The sequence below is a fragment of the Pseudomonas sp. GW821-FHT05D12 genome, assembly GCF_059419825.1.
Window position 1 is genome coordinate 130853 of the sequence record NZ_JBWKSN010000001.1, and the last position, 20232, is coordinate 151084.

Sequence of the window (20232 nt, forward strand, 5' to 3'; positions counted from 1 at the left end):
AGGGAGCGTGCCAACTGGCGCAAACCCAGCGGGGCTGGGCTTTGCGTGAATTTGTCGGGCGATATGTGTCGCGCAAGCTACAATTTTTGTAGCTCGCTACAAACAAGATGAGTGCTTGCGCCAGGGACGCCCTTCGCGCGTGAATGCGCGTATGTCCAGATAAGGAAACCGCTGCATGTTCAAGGTGACTTCTGCTGTATTCGCCGGCCTGTTGGGGCTGTGGGGCTTTTCCAGCACGGCATTGGCCCAAGGCATTACCGGCGAGATGGGCGCGGGCGTCAGCTATCAACCCCACGACCCGACGGGCAGTCGCTACGAAACCCGGCCCATTCCCTACTTCGACCTGGACTGGGGCCCGGTCAGCCTGGGCACCGACGATGGCCTGACCTGGAGCGCGCTGGACACCCACGGCTTCACCGTCGGCCCGTACATCAATTACCTGCCGGGGCGTACCGCCAACGGCTCACTGCGCGGTCTGCGCAATGTCTCGGACATGGCCGAGGTGGGCGGTTTCATCCAATACGCGCCGGCCGACTTCTGGCGCGTGTACGCCCAGATGGGCCAGGCCGTCGGCGGAGGGCGTGATCAAAGCGGCGTGCTGGGCAAGGTCGGCGGCGAACTCGGCTACCCGCTCGGCGGCGGGATCATTGGCAGCACCGGCTTGCTGGCGCACTTTGCCGACGCCCGCCAGACCCAGACCTTTTTCGGCGTCGACGACAAGGAATCCGCGGCCTCGGGCATTCGCGCCTACAACGCGAGTGCCGGCTTCCAGAACCTGACGCTGACCCAGAGTTTCGAATTCCCCCTGGCGGACAACTGGTCACTGCTGACCAGCGCCAGTTGGGTCCACCTGGTGGGTTCGGCGGCCAACAGCACCATCGTCAAGGACACCGGGGATGTGAACCAGGGCCAGGTGCAGACCGCGATCAGCTACAAGTTTGACTGAAGAACCCGCGCCCCCTGCAGGCGCTGGCTTGCCAGCGATGCCGGCACCTCGGTCTATCCGGTAGACCGCGCAGACCATCGCGGGCAAGCCAGCCTCCACCCAAAGGCTTAGCCCTTCGCCTCGCGGATGATCTGGCGAATCGCGCTGACGAAGGCGTCGGCCGGCTGGCCACCGCTGACCGCATACTGATCGTTGAACACGATGGTCGGCACCGAGGTCACGCCCCGGGATATCCACAACTGCTCTTGCTCGCGGACATCGGCGGCGTATTCGTCGGAGGCGAGAATCTCGGCCGCCCGCTTGATATCCAGCCCGACGCTTTCAGCAATGATTGCCAGCGTGGCGTGATCGGAAGGGTCCTGCTGGTCGGTGAAATACGCCTTGAACAGCGCTTCCTTGAGGTTGTACTGCAAGCCTTCCAGCCCGGCCCAGTGCAACAGGCGGTGCGCATCGAACGTGTTGTAGATACGGCTCTGGCCATCGGTGCGAAAGGCAAAGCCCAACGCTGCGCCCAAGTCGCGGATGCGCGCACGGTTGGCCTGGGATTCTTCGGCAGTGGAGCCGTACTTTTCAGTGATGTGCTCGACGATGTTCTGACCGATGGCTGGCATGTTCGGGTTCAGTTCGAACGGCTGGAAATGAATCTCGGCCTGCACCTCGGCGCCAAGCTGGTCGAGGGCTTCGGTCAGGCCACGCAGGCCGATGATGCACCAGGGGCAGGACACGTCGCTGACGAAATCGATTTTCAGGGGAGTACTCATGGTAGGCAACCTCGCTGGCAATGCGCCGCAAAAGTTGCACGATACACCAATGTCACAACACCTTCGAAGGCTCGCCCAAGTCAATCTGCGCCCAATGGGCGGCATCTTCGCGATGGGCTTGCAGGTACGGCAGCACTGCCGCCAGCAGCGGCGCCTTGAAGGCTTCCTGGAATCGATGGGCCAGGCCTGGAATCAGTTTCAGCTGGCTGCCCTGGATATGCGCCGCCAAATGCACGCCGTGCATCACCGGCAATAACGGGTCGGCCGTGCCGTGGACTACCAGGGTGGGCACGCGCAACTGGTTGAGCAACGGTACCCGGCTTGGCTCGGCGAGGATCGCCATGATCTGGCGCTTCACGCCGTCGGGGTTGAAGGCGCGGTCGTAGGACAGCGCCGCCTGCTGCAGCAACACCTGGCGATCATCTTTCACCGACGGGCTGCCCAGGGCTGCCAACAAATCCGCCTGCTGCTCCAGCGCGACTTCACGGTTTGGTGCGCTGCGCCGCGACAGCAATTGCACCAACGCCGCACTCGGCGCCGGCAGGCCTTCGGCGCCGGAGCTGGTCATGATCAGCGTGAGGCTTTCGACCCGCTGCGGCGCCATGGCCGCCAGGTGCTGGGCGATCATGCCGCCCATGCTCGCGCCCAGCACATGGAATTGGCGGACCTGCAACGCGTCCATCAGGCCCAGGGCGTCGTCGGCCATGTCAGTCAGCGTGTAGGGCGCCGCCACCGGCAGGCCGAGCTTGTAGCGCAGCACTTCGAAGGTCAGGTTGGCGCTGGCAGGTGCCTGTCGCCAGGTGGACAGGCCGACATCCCGGTTGTCGTAGCGGATCACCCGAAAGCCCTGTTCGCACAACGCCACCACCACTTCATCCGGCCAGTGGATCAACTGCCCGCCCAGGCCCATGACCAGCAGCAACGCGGGATCGGACGCCCGCCCGATGCTCTGGTAGGCGATGCTGACCGTTTCCAGGTCGACCGTTTGGGTCGGGACATTGACATCACATCGAGACGCCGCAAAAGACGGCAGGCCGAACATAAAAGCGGCCAATAACAGCAACACGCGCATGGAAAACACCGAAACACAGAACCCCAGTAGAGCGCGAGTCTGATGAAGTTTGTTCGAGCGCGCTGCCACAGTTGCGTGACAGTTTGATGAAGAGTGCCCAGTGGTCATGGTCGACACGGCCTGCAACATTAGACAAACTCACGCCATTCCAATTCTTCACAAATTGTTTTCATGGAGAGCCCGTGCTCGAAATCCGCCACCTCAAGACCCTGCACGCCCTGCGCGAAGCCGACAGCCTGGTAGAAGCCGCCGAGCGCCTGCATCTGACGCAGTCGGCGCTGTCCCACCAGTTCAAGGAGTTGGAGGAACGCCTGGGCATGCCGTTGTTCGTGCGCAAGACCAAGCCGCTGCGCTTCACCAGCGCCGGCCTGCGTCTGCTGCAACTGGCCGATGCGACCCTGCCGCTGCTGCGCGGCGCCGAGCGTGACATCGCACGATTGGCCGGCGGTACCGCCGGGCGTTTGCACATGGCGATCGAGTGCCACAGCTGCTTCCAATGGCTGATGCCGACCATCGACCAGTTCCGCGATGCCTGGCCGGAAGTCGAGCTGGACCTGGCCTCGGGCTTCGCCTTTGCGCCGCTGCCAGCCCTGGCCCGTGGCGACCTGGACCTGGTGGTGACGTCCGATCCACTGGAATTGCCGGGCATCACCTACGTGCCGTTGTTCACCTACGAAGCCATGCTCGCGGTGGCCAATCAACACCCACTGGCGCACAAGTCCTACATCGTGCCCGAAGACCTGCTGACCGAAACCCTGATCACCTACCCGGTGGAGCGCGACCGCCTGGACATTTTCACGCGCTTCCTCGAGCCGGCCGATGTGGAACCGGCCCAGGTGCGCACCTCGGAGCTGACGGTGATGATGATGCAACTGGTCGCCAGCGGCCGCGGCGTGTGCGGCATGCCCCATTGGGCGCTGCATGAATACAGCTCACGGGGTTACGTGAAGGCCAAGCGCCTGGGCGAGAAAGGCCTGTTTGCCACGCTGTATGCGGGCATCCGCGCGGACATGCTGGACGCGCCGTATATGCGCGACTTCCTGCTGACGGCCAAGGACACCTCGTTTTCCACCCTGGATGGCGTCAGCGCGGTGCGCTGACGCGCAAGGGGCGATCAGGCCGGGGAGGTCAGCGACGCGCGATAGAACGGCAGGATCAGATCACGGGTCAACGGCGCCAACAGCAGGCCGCCATCGCCGGCGGGGTCGATCCAGCGTACCTCTTCAATCTCGGCGGCGGGGGTGACCGGGACGTCGATCTGCACCTGGAACAGCTCGGCTTCCACGGTGAAACCCGGCTCGTTGACGGCAGGTGCCGAAAACTGGCCGAGGTAGGTCGCAGCGCCGGGCTCGATACGCAGGTTCAGCTCCTCAAACAGCTCACGCGCCAGCGCCTCGGCAGGTTGCTCGCCGGCGTCGATCTTGCCGCCAGGTTGCATGAACGCCTGGGTGCCGCGCTTGCGCACCAGCAGGGTCTGGCCGTCACTGCCGATCAAAAGGGCGGCGGCGATGCGGATGGTCGAGGTCATGGATAAGTCGTCCTTGGAAAGCAAAAGGCGCAAGGATCACATGATCGACACGAACGCCGCAATCAATCCGAAAGCTGGCTTGCCTGCGCCTATCGGTTCAAGGGTGTTGAGCCGCGATCTCGGTGTGCTCCTTGATAAACACGCTGTAGCGCGCACCCTCCATGGTTTCGAACGCGATCAACTTGTCCACCAGCGGCAGGTTCAGCACCTTGCCGGCATTGAGCAGCAGCATGCCGTTGTCGGCATTCAGATTGCGCGCCAGCACCATGCCCTCCTCCAGCTCGCGGGTGCCGAGCACCTTGACGTTGGGGTCGCCCAAGGTCACGTCATTCAAGTAGGTTGCGCAGACCTGCACAAAGTCTTCCACCAACAGCGGGTCATACAGCCGCCCGGCGTATTTGCGGATATACAGCAGCGCTTCATCGCTGTTCATCTGCCGCTCGAGGATCAGGCCCTTTTGCAGCTCGATAAAATCCACTGCCAACTTCAACAGCCGCGACCCGGCGGGAATCGCTTCGCCCTTGAGGTGATCGGGGAAGCCACTGCCGTCCCAGCGCTCCTGATGATGGCGGATCAGGCGCGCGGCATCTTTCATCGGCTCCAGGGTCATCAGCAGTGATTCGCTCTGGGCCGGGTAGGCGCGATACCGTTCGCGGTCGCTGCTGTGCAGCAAGTCCGAGGGCGAGGCCATCATGCTGTCGCTCCAGCTCAACTTGCCGATGTTGTAGAGCGCGGCGGCCATGGTCAGGTCGCGATTGCTGGCGCAGTCCTCGCCATGGGCCACGCACCAGGTGCGTACCAGTTCGATGATCTGCCGGTTGGTCTGCTTCGCGCGCGGCAGGCGCAGGTTGGCCAGCAGCGAGAACACCTCGGCGCCGGTGGCATAGCTGTGCTTGAGTTCTTCGTAGGCCAGGTCAAGCATGTCGGCGGTTTGCTGCAGCTCGCTGGTGCGCGAGGCCACGCGTTTTTCCAGGGTCGTGTTGAGCTGCTTGAGTGCGTCGTTCTGCTGCTGGATCAGTTGCTCCAGCCGCGCACGCTCGCGCTCCGAATGCTGATGCGCCAGGGATTGGCGCAGCGCCAGCAACAACTCTTCATCCTTCCAGGGTTTGCTCAGGTAGCGGTAGATCTCGCCTTCGTTGATGGCCTTGATGATCAGGGTCAGGTCGGTCTCGCTGGTCAGCAGGATGCGCACGGTGTGGGGATAGTGCTGGTGGATATGCGCCAGCAATGACGCGCCGTCCATGTCGGGCAGGCGCGCAGCGCTCATCACCAGGTCGACGGGTTGGCTGGCGAGAATGGCCAGGGCATCGGCCGCGCAAGTGGCGCTGTGCAGTTCGAAGGGCTCCAGCCGCAGCAGGTGCGTCAGGCTGTGCAGCACCTGCGGATGGGCATCGATCAGCAGCACTACGGCGCGTTCGGTATCGGTGAAAGCCACTGACTCTCCCATGGCACACCTCGGATCGTCGGTTGGGTTTCCTTGTTGTTGTGGTTCACGGCCTCCTTGGCGATTACTGAGGAGTTTAGTTGGTTTTCGCCAAAGTAATGGCCTTACGATATCAACCCACAAAAAAAAGCCGCTCCATTCTCTGGAGCGGCCTTCGAGGTGAAACGCGGAGCCCTCACGCCTCGGTTTTTTTCGGGCTGGAGCCAAACGAAGCGAAACGCTTGTTGAACCCGGCAATACGGCCTTCGGCCTGGGTCTTGCGCTGTTGGCCGGTGTAGATCGGGTGCGAGGCGCTGGACACGTCCAGCGGGATGTAAGGGTAGGTGTTGCCGTCGCTGTGTTTATGCGTGCGGTCGCTGTCGGCGGTGGAGCCGATCAGGAAGAACACATCGGCGGCGGTGTCATGGAACAACACGGTACGGTAGTCGGGATGGATACCAGCTTTCATAAGGCCTCCGGGGCGTCTGGGTGCATTTGATGTGTTATACAGTAACACAAATCATGCACCCAAACGAGAACCGATTGCAATAAGAATAGGCCGTACGCTTCTATGCGGCCTCCTGGAAGTCCATTTCCGGCGGCTGTCGGGAGAAGCCGCGCGTGAGGAAACCCAGGTAAACCACGCCGATCGCCAACCACACCAGGCCCAGGTAGATCGCCAGGTGGTCGAGGCTGATCATCAGCCACAGGTCCGCCAGCAAGCCAATGGTCGGGAACACCAGGAACAGGATCAACTCACGAACGCCACGCTGCTGGGCGCCGATCCAGTAGTGAAAGATCACCGACAGGTTCACCAGGCTGAACGCCAGGAACGCGCCGAAGTTGATGAACGACGTGGAGGTGGTCACGTCCAGCTTCAACGCCAGCAGTGCCACCGCTGCACACAGCAGGATACTGTTGACCGGCGTGCCGAACCGCGCATGCAAGGTGCCGAAGAACGACTTGGGCAACACGCCGTCGCGGCCCATCGCAAACAGCAGGCGCGAACCACTGGCCTGGGCCGACAGCCCCGAGGCGAACTGGCCGACGATCAGGCCGATCAGGAAGATCGACACGAACAGGTCGCCACCGATGTTGCGCGCGATTTCATACGCCGCCGAATCGACATTGGCGAATTCGAAGGACGGATGGGCGATCTGCACGAAATAGGACACCGCCACGAAAATCAGCCCGCCGATCAGCGTGATCAACATGATCGCCCGCGGGATGGTGCGGCGAGGGTCGCGGGTTTCTTCGGTGAGGGTGCTGACCGCGTCAAAACCCAGGAACGAATAGCAGGCGATGGCGGCGCCGCTCATGATCAGCGGCATCTGCATCTGGCCGTTGAAGAACGGGGCGACGGTCCACAATGGCTTGCTCGCATCACCGCCGATGTAGTGGATGCACAGCGCGACAAACGCGATCAGCACCAGAAACTGCACCAGCATCAGCAACGCGTTGATGCCATTCGCCAGCTTGAGGCCAATGATGTTGATGACGCTGGTGATGCCGATAAACGCCAGCACCCAGACCCATTGCGGCACCGCAGGGAACGCCGAGTTGAGGTACGCCGCGCCGATCAGCCAGATGGCCATGGGCAGGAACAGGTAATCGAGCAACACCGCCCAGCCGGCGATAAAGCCCAGCTTGGGGCTGATCGCCTTGCGCACGTAGCTGTAGGCGGAACCGGCCACCGGGAACGCCGAGGCCATGCGCCCGTAGCTCATGGCGGTAAAGAACATTGCCACCAGCGCTGCCAGGTAGGCGGCAGGGACCATGCCGGCGGTGGATTGCGCGAGGATGCCGAAGGTGCCGAGCACAATGATCGGCGTCATATAGGCGATGCCAAACAGCACCACCGACCCTAACGACAGGGTGCGTTGCAAACGAGCCATGAGCGATTCTCCGCTGATTTATTAGATTTATGGCAGAACTGAAGTCGGTGAAGCGGACGTCTTTTTTCTTATGGTCAAACCGATTTACAAGGCCAGGCCGATTGATAGGCCCAGCCGTTTTATTGTGGCGAGCGGGCTTGCCCCGCGTTGGGCTGCGCAGCAGCCCCCATTGCGTTCAGCGCATTTCTCCAGACAACCCGCGGTGGCAGGTTTTGGGGCCGCAGGGCAAGCCCGCTCGCCACAGGAGCTCCATCAGTTTCCAGGGATCAGCAGCTCGCGCGTGCCGTCAGGGTGCTCAATCACCTCACCGGGCAATTTCAAGCGCTGGTCATCCAGGTAGCGGTAGTCCTTGCGCGCCGCCGCCAGCTGGTCGAGGTCCAGCTCGACGGTAAATTGCCCGGCCTCGCGCCCGGCTTCGAACAGCAAGGTGCCGAACGGGTCCACCAGGGCGCTGCCGCCGGCGAACAGCAGGCCGCCATCGCCCTCTTCCACGCGGTTGACCATCAGCGCAAACGCCTGGTTTTCCTGGGCCCGAGCCATGATCGCGGTGCGGTGCGTGGGGCCGTACGGGTCCATGTTGCCGTTGGTGACGATCAGCAATTCAGCACCCAGCTGCGCATTCGCACGGGCGCTTTCCGGGAACTCGATGTCGTAGCAGATCAGCAGGCCCACGCGCACGCCGTTCCACACGCAGGTGGCGTAGCGATCGCCCGGGGTGAACACGCCACGGTCGGAGGCCCACAGGTGGGTCTTGCGATAACGCAGCGCGATGCCTTCGGGGGTGATCAGCAAGGTGGTGTTATAGAATTGGCCGCCGTCGCTCTCGGCCATGCCGATCACCACCGCGATATCGCGCGCCTGGGCGGCCTGGATAATCGCCTGCACAGTAGGGCCATCCACCGGCTCGGCGATGGCGGCGACGGTCTCGGCTGTCGGGAAGCCCATGAGGTGGGTTTCCGGGAATACGATCAGTTGCGTGTCGCTTGCACTTGCAGCAATCGCTGCCAACGCGCGCTCAAGGTTGTAAGCTGTGCCGTTATCGCGGCCTGCCAACTGGGCAAATTCGACCTTCATGGGACATCCTGTGGTTTTATCTGTGGCGCAGTATGCGCAGCCGCACACGCCGGGGAAATCACGCCGCCGGGGTAACCCTATGGGGGTAGACGAATGACCGTTTCGCTGCAAGACATCGCCTGGCACCGTTCAGTCGGGCAAATGATAGACGCCCTCGACCAGGCCAACTTCTGGACCCAACTGGTGCGCCTGCTCGACCAGTACGTGCCGTTCGACAGTTGGGTGGTGTTGCTGTTCAGCAGCGAACACCGCCCGCTGGTGTTCGCCGAATGCCCGGGCGCCGACGGCACCCCGGACCATTTGTTCCAGGATTATCTCAACGGCCTCTACCTGCTCGACCCTTTCTATATCGCCAGCCGCGAGCACTCGCACACCGGCCTGTTACGCCTGGCTGAAGTGGCGCCGGAGCATTTCGAACTCACCGAGTACTACCAGCGTTACTTCCGCCTCAATGTGGTGGCCGATGAAATTCAGTTCAATTGCCACCTGCCGGACGGGCGCACGCTGTGCCTCTCCCTGGGCTCGAAGCAGCGTTTCGACCCGCAGCAGATTGCCCTGCTGTCGCTGATCCAGCCCTGGGTGCTGAGCCTGCTGCGCCAGCGCCTGCCCTTTGAACTCAACCAGGTCAGCACCCCACAGCCGCCGATCCAGAATGACGACTGGGGCGCCCAACTCACCGCCCGCGAGCTGGACGTGGGCCGCCTGATGCTCAGCGGCTGCTCCAGCAAGGAGATCGCGCGCAAGCTGGAAATCTCGGTGGAAACCGTGAAAGTCCATAAGAAGCACATGTACAGCAAGCTGGGGATCAAATCCCAGTCGGAGCTGTTCTCTATTTTCCTGCAAGCGCAGCGGAACTAGCCGCGACGCCCCTCACGGAGTGGGACAGCGCCAGCGTCGACTTGACCGAGTCGGGCGTGGATTCGTTATGGGCCACCGCTTGCGAGTAGCCATCGGCAACCGCCATCCAATCGCCCCTCGCAGCCCCCAGAGCCGCCGTGGCCAGGCCCGTCTGCAGGGTTTTATCAACACCGTTTATCATCCCCGCCAACGCGCCGCTCAAGCTGCCGTCGGACTTTTCCACCCCATGGAGCATGTTGCTCAAGCCGGGAATAAACCAGGTGTTGCGAGCAACGTCGCCCGCCGCCTTTTGTAGCCCAGTGCGCTCGGCGCCTCCCGGCATTTGCGCTGATGCGGCCCGTGGATGGTGGCCCGATGAAGACGAGAATTGCTGGTCGAGCCTGGACCTGACCAAGGGGTTGTCATTGCGCAAGCCAGACGGAAATTGACGATGGGTCGGTGTGATGAACGGCTCACGCCCGGAAGCCACTTGAGGCGCAGCAGGACGCGCCTCCGGCGCCTGGGTCAGGCGTGTCAGGAGATCCACCGCAGTCAGGGCAGTATTGATATTCATGGTCGGCTCACTTTGGAGAGGTTGAGGAACGTGTGTTTAAGTGGCTCGGGGCAACCGATGAGTTCCGCGCGCCAACCCCTCTGAAATGGGCCTCTGCGCGCTCAAACCTTGTCCGCGGTTTCGCAACAGGCGCAGAATGGGTGATCGACCTTCAGAGTTGAACCAAGGAAAAACCGTATGAGCCTGTCCTTGTTAAGCCGTTACGCGTTCTTTGCTGCCTGTGTCATTTTCACCCTCGCCAGCCTCCCTTTTATCGAACATGAATGGCTGTGGCCCATCACCCTGGTCACCGGTGTACTGAGCCTGATCGGTCTGTTCGACCTGCTGCAAAGCCCCCACGCGGTACGCCGCAACTACCCGATCCTGGGCAATATCCGTTACCTGGTGGAAGCCATCCGCCCGGAAATCCGTCAGTACCTGCTCGAGTCCGACAGCGACGCCCTGCCCTTCTCGCGGGCCCAACGTTCGCTGGTGTATTCGCGCGCCAAGAACGAAACCGCCGACAAACCCTTCGGCACGCTGATCGACGTGTACCAGTCGGGCTTCGAATTCATCGGCCACTCCATGCGCCCCGCGCCGCTGAGCGACCCCAGCGCATTTCGCGTGATGGTTGGCGGCCCGCAGTGCACGCAGCCGTACTCGGCCTCGGTGTTCAATATCTCGGCGATGAGCTTTGGCTCGTTGAGCGCCAACGCCATCCGCGCGCTGAACCAGGGTGCCAAGCTCGGCAACTTTGCCCACGACACCGGCGAAGGCAGCATCAGCCCTTATCACCGCGAAAACGGCGGCGACCTGACCTGGGAACTGGGCAGCGGCTACTTCGGCTGCCGCACCAGCGACGGGCGCTTCGACCCCGAGCGCTTCGCCGTGCAGGCACAGAACCCGCAAGTGCGCATGATCGAAATCAAGATGAGCCAGGGTGCCAAGCCGGGCCACGGCGGGATTCTGCCCAAGCACAAAGTCACCCAGGAAATCGCCGATACCCGCGGCATCCTGATGGGCGAAGACTGCATCTCGCCGTCACGTCACAGTGCCTTCTCCACCCCGGTCGAAATGATGCAGTTCATCGCGCAGTTGCGTGAACTGTCCGGCGGCAAACCGGTGGGCTTCAAATTCTGCCTGGGTCACCCGTGGGAGTTCATGGGCATCGCCAAGGCCATGCTCGAAACCGGCATCCTCCCGGACTTTATCGTGGTCGACGGCAAGGAAGGCGGCACCGGTGCCGCGCCGGTAGAGTTCACCGACCATATCGGCGTGCCGCTGCGTGAAGGCCTGCTGTTCGTGCACAACACCCTGGTGGGCCTGAACCTGCGCGACAAGATCAAGCTCGGCGCCAGCGGCAAGATCGTCAGCGCCTTCGATATCGCCAGCGTCCTCGCCATCGGTGCCGACTGGGCCAACTCGGCGCGTGGCTTCATGTTTGCCATTGGTTGCATCCAGTCGCAAAGCTGCCACACCAACAAATGCCCGACCGGCGTCGCGACCCAGGACCCGCTGCGCCAGCGCGCCCTGGTGGTACCGGACAAGGCCCAGCGCGTGTTCAACTTCCATCGCAACACGCTTAAAGCCTTGGCTGAAATGCTCGCGGCAGCCGGCCTGGATCATCCGTCGCAGCTGTCGGCCAAACACCTGGTGCGGCGCATGTCGGCCACCGAAATCAAGCTGTTCTCGCAGTTGCATGTGTTCCTCAAGCCTGGCGAATTGCTCACCGGCGAAGTGAACGGCGAGTTCTACTCGCGCATGTGGCAGATGGCGCGGGCCGATAGTTTTGAGCCGAATGAAATCGCGGCTGCCTGATGTTTGTAACGGAACGATACGATGCTGAAAGTGATTGCCGAAGACTTCATCAAACCTGAACACCTCGACACCGTGCGCCCCTGGTATGCAGAACTGGTGGAAAAAACCCGCCAGGAACCCCTGTGTATTGCCTACGATCTGTTCGTCGACCAGAAAGACCCCGGGCACTTTATCTTTATCGAGCAATGGCCCGACCAGGCCGCTCTCGATGCGCACTGCCAGACGGAACACTTCACCCGTCTGGTGCCGCAGATCAACCAATACGAAGCCAAACCCTGCCGGGTTTTGCTGATGGACACGTTCTAAACCATCCACTTTCCTGCTGAACCGGACCACCGAACGGCATCGTTGAAACAAGGAGCTTCACCATGCCGTTACTCGACTTCACCGCCCTTGCCGCCCAACTGCCGGACACCTGGAAATCCACGCGCGTGGGCCAGGTCGGCCCGGCGCGGATCAAGGTGTTGCGCATGGATGCACAGGCTTATGAAGAAGAAAGCCACGACTACAACGAAGGGCTGTTGGTGATCGACGGCCTTTTGCGCCTGTCTATTGGCGAGGAGGCCATCGACGTCGGCGCCGGTCAGATGTACCTGGTTGAAGCCGGCATCGCCCACGCGGTACTCGCCGGCAGTCAAGGCACGCTGGTGATCATCGACGTTTAAACAAAGCGATGAGACATTCAGCAAAAAACTCAGCTTTGCAATTGCTTACAAATACCGCCAACCTGCGCCCGCCCGACGTACGGCTCGACTGAAGCCGTCGTCCACTTGTCATTACTAAACCCCTTGTTCAAGAGCCCGCTGCCATGTTGAACGGACGCGACCCGCGCATCGATTTTTTTCGGGGCCTGGCGTTGATCTTTATTTTCTGGGATCACGTGCCCCACAACCCTCTGGGCCAGATCACCTTGCGCAACTTCGGTTTCAGCGACGCGGCGGAAGTCTTCGTGTTCCTGGCCGGTTATGCGGCCGTGCTGGCCTACGGCAAGATCCTGCAGCGCGACGGTTATCTGATCGCCTGCGTGAAGATCTGGCGGCGCACCTGGGTGCTGTACGTGGTGCACATCTTCTTGCTGGCGATGCTGATGGGCATCGTGTTCTTCGCCAACAGCCATGTGGAAACCCGCGACCTCGTTGAAGAGATGGGCTTGACGCACTTCGTCACTCATCCCCAGCAAGCCCTGGTGGATGAACTGCTGCTGCGCTTCAAACCCAACCTGATGGACCCCTTGCCGCTGTACATCGTGCTGCTGGGTTGCCTGCCGCTGGTGTTGCCGCTGCTGTTGCGCAAGACCTGGGCAGTGGTAGCTGTTTCGTTGACGGTGTACCTGCTGGCGCCGCATCTGGGCTGGAACCTGGCAGCGATTGCCGACGGCGTGTGGTATTTCAATCCGGTGACCTGGCAGTTGCTGTTTGTGCTGGGCGGCGCGGCGGCGATTCATGCCGGGCAACCCCGCCCGGTCAAGACTCGGCGCCTGTTGCGTCAGCCGTTGTTCGTCGCTGCGGCGGTGTATGCGCTGTTGGCGGGGGTTCTCACGCTCTCGTGGCGCTGGCCGGAAATCCACGACGCGCTGATGCCGTCGGCGCTCAGTGACCTGCTGTACCCCATCAGCAAGACCGACCTGTCGCCGGTGCGTCTGCTGCACTTTCTGGCCCTGGCCTATGTCACCGCCAAGCTGCTACCCGGCCACGCCTGGACGCAAAACTGGCTAGCGCAGCAAACCTGCCGCATGGGCCGCTACTCCTTGGAGGTGTTCTGCCTGGGGGTGCTGCTGGCACCGCTGGCGGACATGATCAATGCGATCACCGGCGATGCCTTCGCCATGCAAATCTTCACCGCATTGGTAGGTGCCGGGCTGATGGCGCTGCTGGGGGCCTGGCTGGATTTGAACAAACGGCTCACCCAACCGGCGCCTCCCGCCACCGCCTGAAAAACAAAAAGCCCCGAAAGGGGCTTTTTGTTGAGCGCAGGAAACTCAGCTCGCGGTGCGTGCCGCCGCTTGAGTCGGCTGCAGCTTGAACACGTAGAACAACACCGTCAGCAGCACCAGGAACACCGGCCCCACGTAGAGCGCCACACGGGTGTCCGGGAAGTACGCCATCAGGCCCACCACCAGCACCAGGAACGCCAAGGCCAGGTAGGAGCTGACCGGGTACAGCCACATGCGGTATTTAAGGCCGTCACGTTCGGCCTGGGTCAGGCTCTTGCGGAACTTGAGCTGGGCCAGGAGGATCATCAGCCAGGTCCAGATCGCGCCGAAGGTAGCGATGGAAGTGACCCAGACGAAGACTTTTTCCGGAACCATGTAGTTGAGCAGCACGCCCAACAACAACACGAAGATCGACAGCAGCAGCGCCTTGCGCGGCACGCCGTTGCTTGAGGTGGTGCCGAACGTGGCCGGCGCCTGGCCGTTCTGCGCCAGGCTGTAGAGCATGCGCCCGGTGCTGAAGATGCCGCCGTTGCACGACGACAGCGCCGCAGTGATCACCACGAAGTTGATGATGCCGGCGGCGGTCTTGATACCCAGGCGCTCGAAGGTCATCACGAACGGGCTGCCCTGGGTGCCGATTTCATTCCACGGGTAGATCGACAGGATCACGAACAACGCGCCCACGTAGAACAGCAGAATGCGCCAGAACACCGAGCCGATGGCGCTGGGGATGGTTTTCTGCGGGTTCTTCGCTTCACCGGCGGTGAGGCCGATCATCTCTACGCCCAGGTAGGCAAACATCACCATTTGCAGCGACATCAGCACGCCCTGGATGCCATTGGGCATGAAGCCGCCGTGGGCCCACAGGTTGGAAATCCCCAGTGCCACGCCGTCGTTGCCAAAACCGAACGCGATGATGCCGACGCCACCGATCACCATCGCAATGATGGTGACGATCTTGATCAGCGCGAACCAGAATTCGAACTCACCGAAGGCTTTCACCGCGATCAGGTTGATGGTGCCCATGCTGATCAGGGCCGCCAGGGCCCAGATCCAGCGTGGCGTATCGGGGAACCACACGCCCATGTACACCGCCACGGCAGTGATCTCGGCCACACAGGTCACCAGCCACAGGAACCAGTAGTTCCAGCCGGTCAGGAAGCCCGCCAACGGCCCGAGGTAATCCTGGGCATAGCGGCTGAAGGAGCCGGCCACCGGGTTGTGCACGGCCATTTCGCCGAGGGCGCGCATGATCACCAGGATGGCCAGGCCACCGATGATGTAGGACAGCATGATGGCCGGTCCGGCCATTTCGATGGCCTTGGCCGAGCCCAGGAACAGGCCGACACCGATACAGGCGCCGAGGGCCATCAGGCGGATATGCCGCTCGCCCAGTTCGCGTTTGAGCGGGCCGCCCGAAGCGGTCTCGCCATGGGGCAGGTGGTTGCCGACTGGCATAGGGATACAACCTCGTCTTGTTATTGGATATGAGCCTCTGAGTCCGGTACGTCACGACGGGTCTGCCATGGCGTACCGTTTCCGCTTGGCCTTTTGGGTCAATCGGTCTGGCCGGGCCAGATCAGGGGGGTGCAGTATAAAAAGCTCAACCCAGTGATTTTCACTCTATAAACGGCAATATTCAGAGGGAATTCCCGTATAAATCCTATTGCGCGGTTGGAGTATCGCACAGCAATGGTGCGCCATTTCAATCCCGGCCTATCCACCAGGCGTCCACAGCGGTGCGTCGAAGAACAACTTGCGTGCCATCCGCCGGTTGATTTCGCCGCGATGGATATCCAGGCTTAGGCTGACACGCCCGCCCTGCCCGGCCTGAATACTGGCAAATGCCTGCGCCTGGGCCTGTGCCTGAGTCTGCTTGCCCATTCGATGCTGCGCAGATGTCTTGAGGTGCGCGGCATTGAAGTGATCGTCCGGGCTGGTCTGGCGCTCATAGTGAAAGTGCGCGTAACAAAAGGCCTCGCGCGTATGCACATCGATCACCACATAGGTTTGCAGCCAATCATTGGAGCTGCCGGCCACCGCGACTCGCCCGCCTTGCCGGAATATGCTCACCTCATGATGACTGACCAGCACATCCACGCCGGACTGGGTGGGCAGGCGTGCCTTGATGGTACTCAGTCGAGCGCGCAACCCCTGCTCGGATAAACGGCTGGCGGCGGCTCGCAGGGCATCGACCTCGGTCCTGGCGCGCGCCCGTTGGGTGGCGGCCAGGCGCGCTGGCTCGCTGTACTGCAGGTGCCGATGAAGGGTCTCGGCACACTGGCGCAACTTATCGGCACGCTGCTCCAGGATATCCTGCAGCGACTGCGGCTCGTTGGCCGTGCGCGCCATCCTCAAGACCTCGCCGATGGCTTTTTCCACCTCAGCCCGCAATGCCTGGCCCTGCTCAATCAGGCTATTGAGACCGGACATTGAACCCGCACGCGTGGCAGCCGGTTTCTTGACCGGCTCCCAGACCCCATCGGCGGCATGGGTAAACGAGGCGATTACGGTGTTCTGTGCATCCACCACCTCTGCCACCTCCGCCGGCTCTTCGCCAGTCGTTATCTTTAGCTGAGCCACATACAGCTCCTGATTGCGCGTGCGGATGATGTTTTTGCGCGGCGCACGAGGTGTCAGCTGCGTGCGTAGCGCAGGGGTCGCAGGGGTCGCAGGCGCCAGGGCGGTGGACAACTCGCGGTCTGCCTCTGCGTGCAACTGGCTGAACAGCTGCTGCAACTTGTCCAGGTAAACCAGGTGGAATTTATCCGGCGCCATCGCGCGCCAGAATTCGATGCGGTCATCGGTCTGGGCATAAACACGGTTGAAGCTCTCCAGCAACTCGATGCGCAGTTCAGTGCTATGGGGCGCCAACTCCTCCAGCTGCGCCTGGGATCCACTGGCCCAGCGTGCGCGCTGAATGGTGTCGTCCAAGCCTTGAAAAAAATCCTCATCCAGCCTCGGCCCTTCGGTATTGAGCGCCACCGCCCACAACGCTGTCACCTGCAGCGACTGCAATTCCAACACCGACGGACTTGTCGGCAAGCCCAGTTGCAAGGCCCGGGCCTTGTCCTGTCCGAACTTGGGAACACGCTCCAATTCCTTCAGGAAGGCAAACTCCTGGGTGCGCCAGCGGATCGCGTTCTCGTTGCTGTCCGCCAATTGCCGCAGCCCGTCGATCAGGGTCTGATGCGCCTGCAGATTGATGTCCAATGCGGCCTCTTCCTCACTCAGCGACTGCACGCGGTCCAGCAGCGGCTCCAGGCGAGTATTGATCGCGAGGGTCGTTGAGCGCGCCTCTACCAGCAACTGCTGCAGGCCGAGGATCACGCCTTCAAGCGACGTCGACAGTTCACGTTCATAACCGGCGCGGGGCTTGAGTGCCTGCAGGTCCTTGAGGCACTGCAGCTCCAGCAGCGAAGCGTCGAGTTTGTTCTGCAGCTCCTGGGTGTAGCGGCTGGCCGCCGTGGCCCGTTGCTGTGCGGTGACGCTGGCGGCGTCGCTGGTCTTGAGGGTGTAAGCCACCACCATGGCGCGGTTCGCGGTTTCGCGGCGCACGCCGTACTGGCGGTACTCCTGCTCAAGCTGCTGGCGGCGCGATTCGCTGTCCACGCCAACGCGCGAATAATCGGGCTGCCCCCCCAGCAGGCGCAGGCGCAGGTCGACCTCCCAGCGGCCAGTGTCGAGCAACTTGAGCCAAGGCCCATTCTCGCGGCCATCGGCACTGATGACTCGCACACTGTTGTCGGTGACCCTGGCCCGGTACACGTGACCCCGCACCAGCACCTGCCATTGCGGCGGTTGCGCGGCGGCATTGAACAACACCCCGTCGAGGCGCCCGCCCACCTGCGCGCCGGGCAACCGCGCCGGCCAGGGCCGGGCGAAGGCCTTGAGGCTCAGCCGCTCGAGCCGCGCCTGCATCGCCGGTGCAAGGGTGTCACGGGCATTGCTCCAGCCACCGGCGGCGCGCAACGGCACCTCCAGCGGACCGCGAACCAACGTGGTCGGCGCCGGCCGCGGCGTCGGCTCGAACGCCGGATGCTGCAGGTCAAGGCTGGCAGGCACCTCGTGAGGTGACGCCCGATGCGCGAGGATCAGCACCAGGTTGGTCAGCAGGTCCATCACTCCCTTGGCCTGGGCGGCAGGGTCAGTCGTACTGATGGCCGGCACATCCTGGTGAACACTGTCCATCACCTGCAGCATCCATCCCACCAGCGCCACCGGCCCCCGGAGAAACGGCAACAGGCTATTGAAGAGCAACCAGCCGCCTTCCTTGAACGTCATCCAGCGCTGCTCGGCGTTGGAGACTGATTCGCGCTCTGCCAGGCTGACCAGCGCCTGCACCGTGGAGGCGAACACCCCAGGCAACGGGTCCGCGTCCAGCAGTTGTTTGCTCAGGCGCACCGGCGCAGGACGATCGGGCACAGTGAACTCATCACCCGCCAGGAAATGCTGCACATGGGGTTCCTGGAATCCGCCGTTGGCGTACACCGCCTGACGCCTCGGCGGCAGCCACGCCAGCACCGTGTCCTGCAATGGGCCTGGCGCACCGATCGCATCGAACAGCGCCTGGGCGGATGCAAACTCACGCAGGCTGGGGCTGAACAACGGCTGGTAGAGCAGGTGCGGCCCATCCTCCGAATGCCGTGGGCCAATGACATACAGATTGAGCACCGTGTCCGGCGCTGAGGTCGGCGAGGCCTTGAATGCCAACGGCCATAACGCCGCCTCCGGCTGCTGCAGCAGCGCGGCCTGCACCAGGCGATAACCGGCGTCGGTCAGGCCGTTCTCGCCCTGGAGCTTCATCTGCAACGCCAGCAGCGGCAGTTGCGCACGCAGCTGTCGGGTGAACAACGTTTCACGGCGCAGGCGTTCGGCCGGATCGTCCACCAGCTTTTGGCGCAGCAGCGCCGGGTACGCCTGGCCGATATCCACCTCGGTGACACAGCCCGTGAGCAGGGTGGCCGTCATCCAGTCGGGCGCGGCGGCGCCCTTGAGTTTGATCGCCGACGGCAAGTGGGGGAACCCGCCAAGGTTCTCCAGCGCCAGGTCCGTGAGCGTCAAGGTCAGCGGGTGCACCTCGCCCGTGGCAAAGCCGCCCGGGGTCATGACCGCCGTCACGATGTGGTAAGTCAGCTCGATGTCGTCCGGCTCGATGCCGTGAGCGCGGCGCTCCTTGCGCAGGCAGCCCTTGAGGGCCTCGGCAGCGAAGGTGCGGATCGGCGCAATGCCGTCCAGGAAACCCTGCCCGCCCGCCACTACCATCGCCTGCAACGCGCCGGCGTAGGCCAGGCTGTCGGCCGCCGAGGCATGGATCAGCCACAGCGGCAACTGGTCCTGCACGCGCAGTTGAAACGGGGTCAGCACCGACTCGAACCAGCGCGAAGGGTCGGTGATGTAATCGAGCATGGCCTGGAACTGTGCGGGCGTGCGCGGCACCGTGCGGTCGATCGCCAAGGTGTCCGCACGCTGGCGCTCGGCATAGCTGGCGGCCAGCGCATCGAAGGGGTCGCCCCAGGGGGCCTGCACAAACCACTCAAGGGCCTGGCCGGCCAGGCGGGCGTTCAGGTAGTCGGGGATCCGTGTGTCGATATCGTCCACACGCTCGAGCAGGTGAAGCCCGGTCGCAGGGCTGAACAGCCACGTGCCGAGGATCAACAGCGGCAGCATTTGCGCCGGCTGCGCAGTGCCTCGGGGCCGCACGTACACGGTGTGCACCGGCAAGGTTGCGTCGTGCAGGCTCCACTGGTGATCGGGACGACTGGCACGCATCGCCGCGCGTGGGAACGCGTCGCCAAATTGCTGCGCATTCATGCCCGGTGGTTTCGGGCTGTCATAGAGCAACGCCAGGCAATCATCCGACAAATAAGCCCAGCGCGTGGTGTTCACCGGCACCGTGCCGCGCCACCAGTCCTGCAGCTGTTCAAGCCAGGCGTCGAGCAGGCTGGGGCCGAGCTGGTTGATCACTTGCTCGACGTCCGCCAGTGGCGGGCCCCCGCGCACATGGATCTCGCGTTGGTGCAGGAACACTTGGTGATAATCCTCGACATAGCGCAGCGGCTCGGCGCCGGCCAGGCACACCAGCACCTCATCGGCCAGCGGGCTGTAATGATATTGATCGGCTTGCACCGGGGTACCGATGCTCACCCCTTCGGCGTGCAGATTGAGGCTGGGGAAACGTTGATTCAGCGTGGCTTGCAGCTGCTTGAGGGCGACTTCGCGCAAGGTCGGGGGCTGGGAAAACAGACTGATGATCTGCTCGATATGGGGGCGACGCGGCGAATGTGTTACAGGCATGGCAGTGGACTTCCTTGTGACGGACGCTGAAGTGAGTCCGATAAGCCCGAACGGTAGGGAAGTACCACGACGGTCGGTGGTAACCGGATGCCCCC

The 20232-nt window shown here is 62.6% G+C and carries 17 protein-coding genes; 7 read left to right on the forward strand and 10 right to left on the reverse strand.

The window, feature by feature from the left end:
* Positions 1 to 175 precede the first annotated feature (175 nt).
* On the forward strand, positions 176 to 946 hold the full coding sequence (locus tag AC07SI_RS00635) for a MipA/OmpV family protein (RefSeq protein WP_495004906.1): 771 nt from the start codon (positions 176 to 178) through the stop codon (positions 944 to 946).
* 107 nt (positions 947 to 1053) lie between these two features.
* Here AC07SI_RS00635 and AC07SI_RS00640 read toward each other — a convergent pair whose 3' ends face one another.
* Both AC07SI_RS00640 and AC07SI_RS00645 read right to left on the reverse strand, forming a co-directional pair.
* Positions 1054 to 1707 (reverse strand): DsbA family oxidoreductase, encoded by a 654-nt coding sequence (locus AC07SI_RS00640; protein ID WP_495004907.1) that lies wholly within the window; start codon positions 1705 to 1707, stop codon positions 1054 to 1056.
* Positions 1708 to 1759: 52 nt separating this feature from the next.
* Complete coding sequence (locus tag AC07SI_RS00645) at positions 1760 to 2779, reverse strand: alpha/beta fold hydrolase (protein ID WP_065906816.1); 1020 nt, start codon at positions 2777 to 2779, stop codon at positions 1760 to 1762.
* A gap of 182 nt (positions 2780 to 2961) precedes the next feature.
* Here AC07SI_RS00645 and metR point away from each other — a divergent pair, with 182 nt between their 5' ends.
* Complete coding sequence (gene metR / locus AC07SI_RS00650; RefSeq protein ID WP_065906818.1) at positions 2962 to 3879, forward strand: transcriptional regulator MetR; 918 nt, start codon at positions 2962 to 2964, stop codon at positions 3877 to 3879.
* A gap of 14 nt (positions 3880 to 3893) precedes the next feature.
* Here metR and AC07SI_RS00655 read toward each other — a convergent pair whose 3' ends face one another.
* From AC07SI_RS00655 to AC07SI_RS00675, 5 genes are all read right to left on the reverse strand, one after another.
* On the reverse strand, positions 3894 to 4307 hold the full coding sequence (locus tag AC07SI_RS00655; protein WP_495004908.1) for an NUDIX hydrolase: 414 nt from the start codon (positions 4305 to 4307) through the stop codon (positions 3894 to 3896).
* 97 nt (positions 4308 to 4404) lie between these two features.
* A complete protein-coding gene (nosR, locus tag AC07SI_RS00660; protein ID WP_065906822.1) occupies positions 4405 to 5754 on the reverse strand; it encodes a response regulator c-di-GMP phosphodiesterase, NosR family in 1350 nt (449 codons plus the stop codon).
* Positions 5755 to 5926: 172 nt separating this feature from the next.
* On the reverse strand, positions 5927 to 6199 hold the full coding sequence (locus AC07SI_RS00665) for a type B 50S ribosomal protein L31 (protein WP_025858669.1): 273 nt from the start codon (positions 6197 to 6199) through the stop codon (positions 5927 to 5929).
* A gap of 100 nt (positions 6200 to 6299) precedes the next feature.
* Positions 6300 to 7625, reverse strand: a complete 1326-nt coding sequence (locus AC07SI_RS00670) for an APC family permease (protein WP_495004909.1) — start codon at positions 7623 to 7625, stop codon at positions 6300 to 6302.
* A 252-nt stretch (positions 7626 to 7877) separates the two neighbouring features.
* Entirely contained in the window at positions 7878 to 8699 is an 822-nt protein-coding gene (locus AC07SI_RS00675; protein ID WP_495004910.1) for a carbon-nitrogen hydrolase family protein, read from the reverse strand.
* A gap of 93 nt (positions 8700 to 8792) precedes the next feature.
* Between AC07SI_RS00675 and AC07SI_RS00680 the strand changes: the two genes are divergently transcribed.
* A complete protein-coding gene (locus AC07SI_RS00680; protein ID WP_106805031.1) occupies positions 8793 to 9557 on the forward strand; it encodes a helix-turn-helix transcriptional regulator in 765 nt (254 codons plus the stop codon).
* On the opposite strand, the gene AC07SI_RS00685 is transcribed toward AC07SI_RS00680, so the two are convergent.
* The gene (locus tag AC07SI_RS00685) at positions 9529 to 10110 is read right to left on the reverse strand and encodes a hypothetical protein (RefSeq protein ID WP_065906832.1); all 582 of its coding nucleotides are present in this window, start codon (positions 10108 to 10110) and stop codon (positions 9529 to 9531) included. The two genes, AC07SI_RS00680 and AC07SI_RS00685, sit on opposite strands and share 29 nt — an antisense overlap.
* A gap of 177 nt (positions 10111 to 10287) precedes the next feature.
* Between AC07SI_RS00685 and AC07SI_RS00690 the strand changes: the two genes are divergently transcribed.
* The 4 genes from AC07SI_RS00690 to AC07SI_RS00705 all read left to right on the forward strand — a co-directional run bounded on the left by AC07SI_RS00690 (position 10288) and on the right by AC07SI_RS00705 (position 13840).
* Complete coding sequence (locus tag AC07SI_RS00690) at positions 10288 to 11907, forward strand: FMN-binding glutamate synthase family protein (RefSeq protein WP_065906834.1); 1620 nt, start codon at positions 10288 to 10290, stop codon at positions 11905 to 11907.
* 21 nt (positions 11908 to 11928) lie between these two features.
* Positions 11929 to 12213, forward strand: a complete 285-nt coding sequence (locus AC07SI_RS00695) for a putative quinol monooxygenase (protein ID WP_282396798.1) — start codon at positions 11929 to 11931, stop codon at positions 12211 to 12213.
* Positions 12214 to 12275: 62 nt separating this feature from the next.
* Positions 12276 to 12572, forward strand: coding sequence for a cupin domain-containing protein (locus AC07SI_RS00700; RefSeq protein WP_065906837.1), 297 nt, complete (start codon positions 12276 to 12278; stop codon positions 12570 to 12572).
* A gap of 143 nt (positions 12573 to 12715) precedes the next feature.
* The gene (locus tag AC07SI_RS00705; protein ID WP_065906839.1) at positions 12716 to 13840 is read left to right on the forward strand and encodes an OpgC family protein; all 1125 of its coding nucleotides are present in this window, start codon (positions 12716 to 12718) and stop codon (positions 13838 to 13840) included.
* A 45-nt stretch (positions 13841 to 13885) separates the two neighbouring features.
* Here the strand turns inward: AC07SI_RS00705 and AC07SI_RS00710 are convergent, their stop codons facing one another.
* Both AC07SI_RS00710 and AC07SI_RS00715 read right to left on the reverse strand, forming a co-directional pair.
* Positions 13886 to 15298: an amino acid permease gene (locus AC07SI_RS00710; protein ID WP_065906841.1), complete on the reverse strand. Its 1413-nt coding sequence runs from the start codon at positions 15296 to 15298 to the stop codon at positions 13886 to 13888.
* Positions 15299 to 15556: 258 nt separating this feature from the next.
* Positions 15557 to 20137: a hypothetical protein gene (locus AC07SI_RS00715; RefSeq protein WP_495004911.1), complete on the reverse strand. Its 4581-nt coding sequence runs from the start codon at positions 20135 to 20137 to the stop codon at positions 15557 to 15559.
* Positions 20138 to 20232: the final 95 nt, after the last annotated feature.

Excerpts from the sequence above, each read along its gene's own strand:
- AC07SI_RS00690 (WP_065906834.1), top strand. The coding sequence starts at position 10,288 with ATGAGCCTGTCCTTGTTAAGCCGTTACGCGTTCTTTGCTGCCTGTGTC.
- AC07SI_RS00700 (WP_065906837.1), top strand. The coding sequence starts at position 12,276 with ATGCCGTTACTCGACTTCACCGCCCTTGCCGCCCAACTGCCGGACACC.
- AC07SI_RS00710 (WP_065906841.1), bottom strand. The coding sequence starts at position 15,298 with ATGCCAGTCGGCAACCACCTGCCCCATGGCGAGACCGCTTCGGGCGGC.
- AC07SI_RS00680 (WP_106805031.1), top strand. The coding sequence starts at position 8,793 with ATGACCGTTTCGCTGCAAGACATCGCCTGGCACCGTTCAGTCGGGCAA.
- nosR (WP_065906822.1), bottom strand. The coding sequence starts at position 5,754 with ATGGGAGAGTCAGTGGCTTTCACCGATACCGAACGCGCCGTAGTGCTG.
- AC07SI_RS00645 (WP_065906816.1), bottom strand. The coding sequence starts at position 2,779 with ATGCGCGTGTTGCTGTTATTGGCCGCTTTTATGTTCGGCCTGCCGTCT.
- AC07SI_RS00635 (WP_495004906.1), top strand. The coding sequence starts at position 176 with ATGTTCAAGGTGACTTCTGCTGTATTCGCCGGCCTGTTGGGGCTGTGG.
- AC07SI_RS00715 (WP_495004911.1), bottom strand. The coding sequence starts at position 20,137 with ATGCCTGTAACACATTCGCCGCGTCGCCCCCATATCGAGCAGATCATC.
- AC07SI_RS00665 (WP_025858669.1), bottom strand. The coding sequence starts at position 6,199 with ATGAAAGCTGGTATCCATCCCGACTACCGTACCGTGTTGTTCCATGAC.
- AC07SI_RS00670 (WP_495004909.1), bottom strand. The coding sequence starts at position 7,625 with ATGGCTCGTTTGCAACGCACCCTGTCGTTAGGGTCGGTGGTGCTGTTT.
- AC07SI_RS00685 (WP_065906832.1), bottom strand. The coding sequence starts at position 10,110 with ATGAATATCAATACTGCCCTGACTGCGGTGGATCTCCTGACACGCCTG.
- AC07SI_RS00695 (WP_282396798.1), top strand. The coding sequence starts at position 11,929 with ATGCTGAAAGTGATTGCCGAAGACTTCATCAAACCTGAACACCTCGAC.
- AC07SI_RS00675 (WP_495004910.1), bottom strand. The coding sequence starts at position 8,699 with ATGAAGGTCGAATTTGCCCAGTTGGCAGGCCGCGATAACGGCACAGCT.
- AC07SI_RS00655 (WP_495004908.1), bottom strand. The coding sequence starts at position 4,307 with ATGACCTCGACCATCCGCATCGCCGCCGCCCTTTTGATCGGCAGTGAC.
- AC07SI_RS00705 (WP_065906839.1), top strand. The coding sequence starts at position 12,716 with ATGTTGAACGGACGCGACCCGCGCATCGATTTTTTTCGGGGCCTGGCG.
- AC07SI_RS00640 (WP_495004907.1), bottom strand. The coding sequence starts at position 1,707 with ATGAGTACTCCCCTGAAAATCGATTTCGTCAGCGACGTGTCCTGCCCC.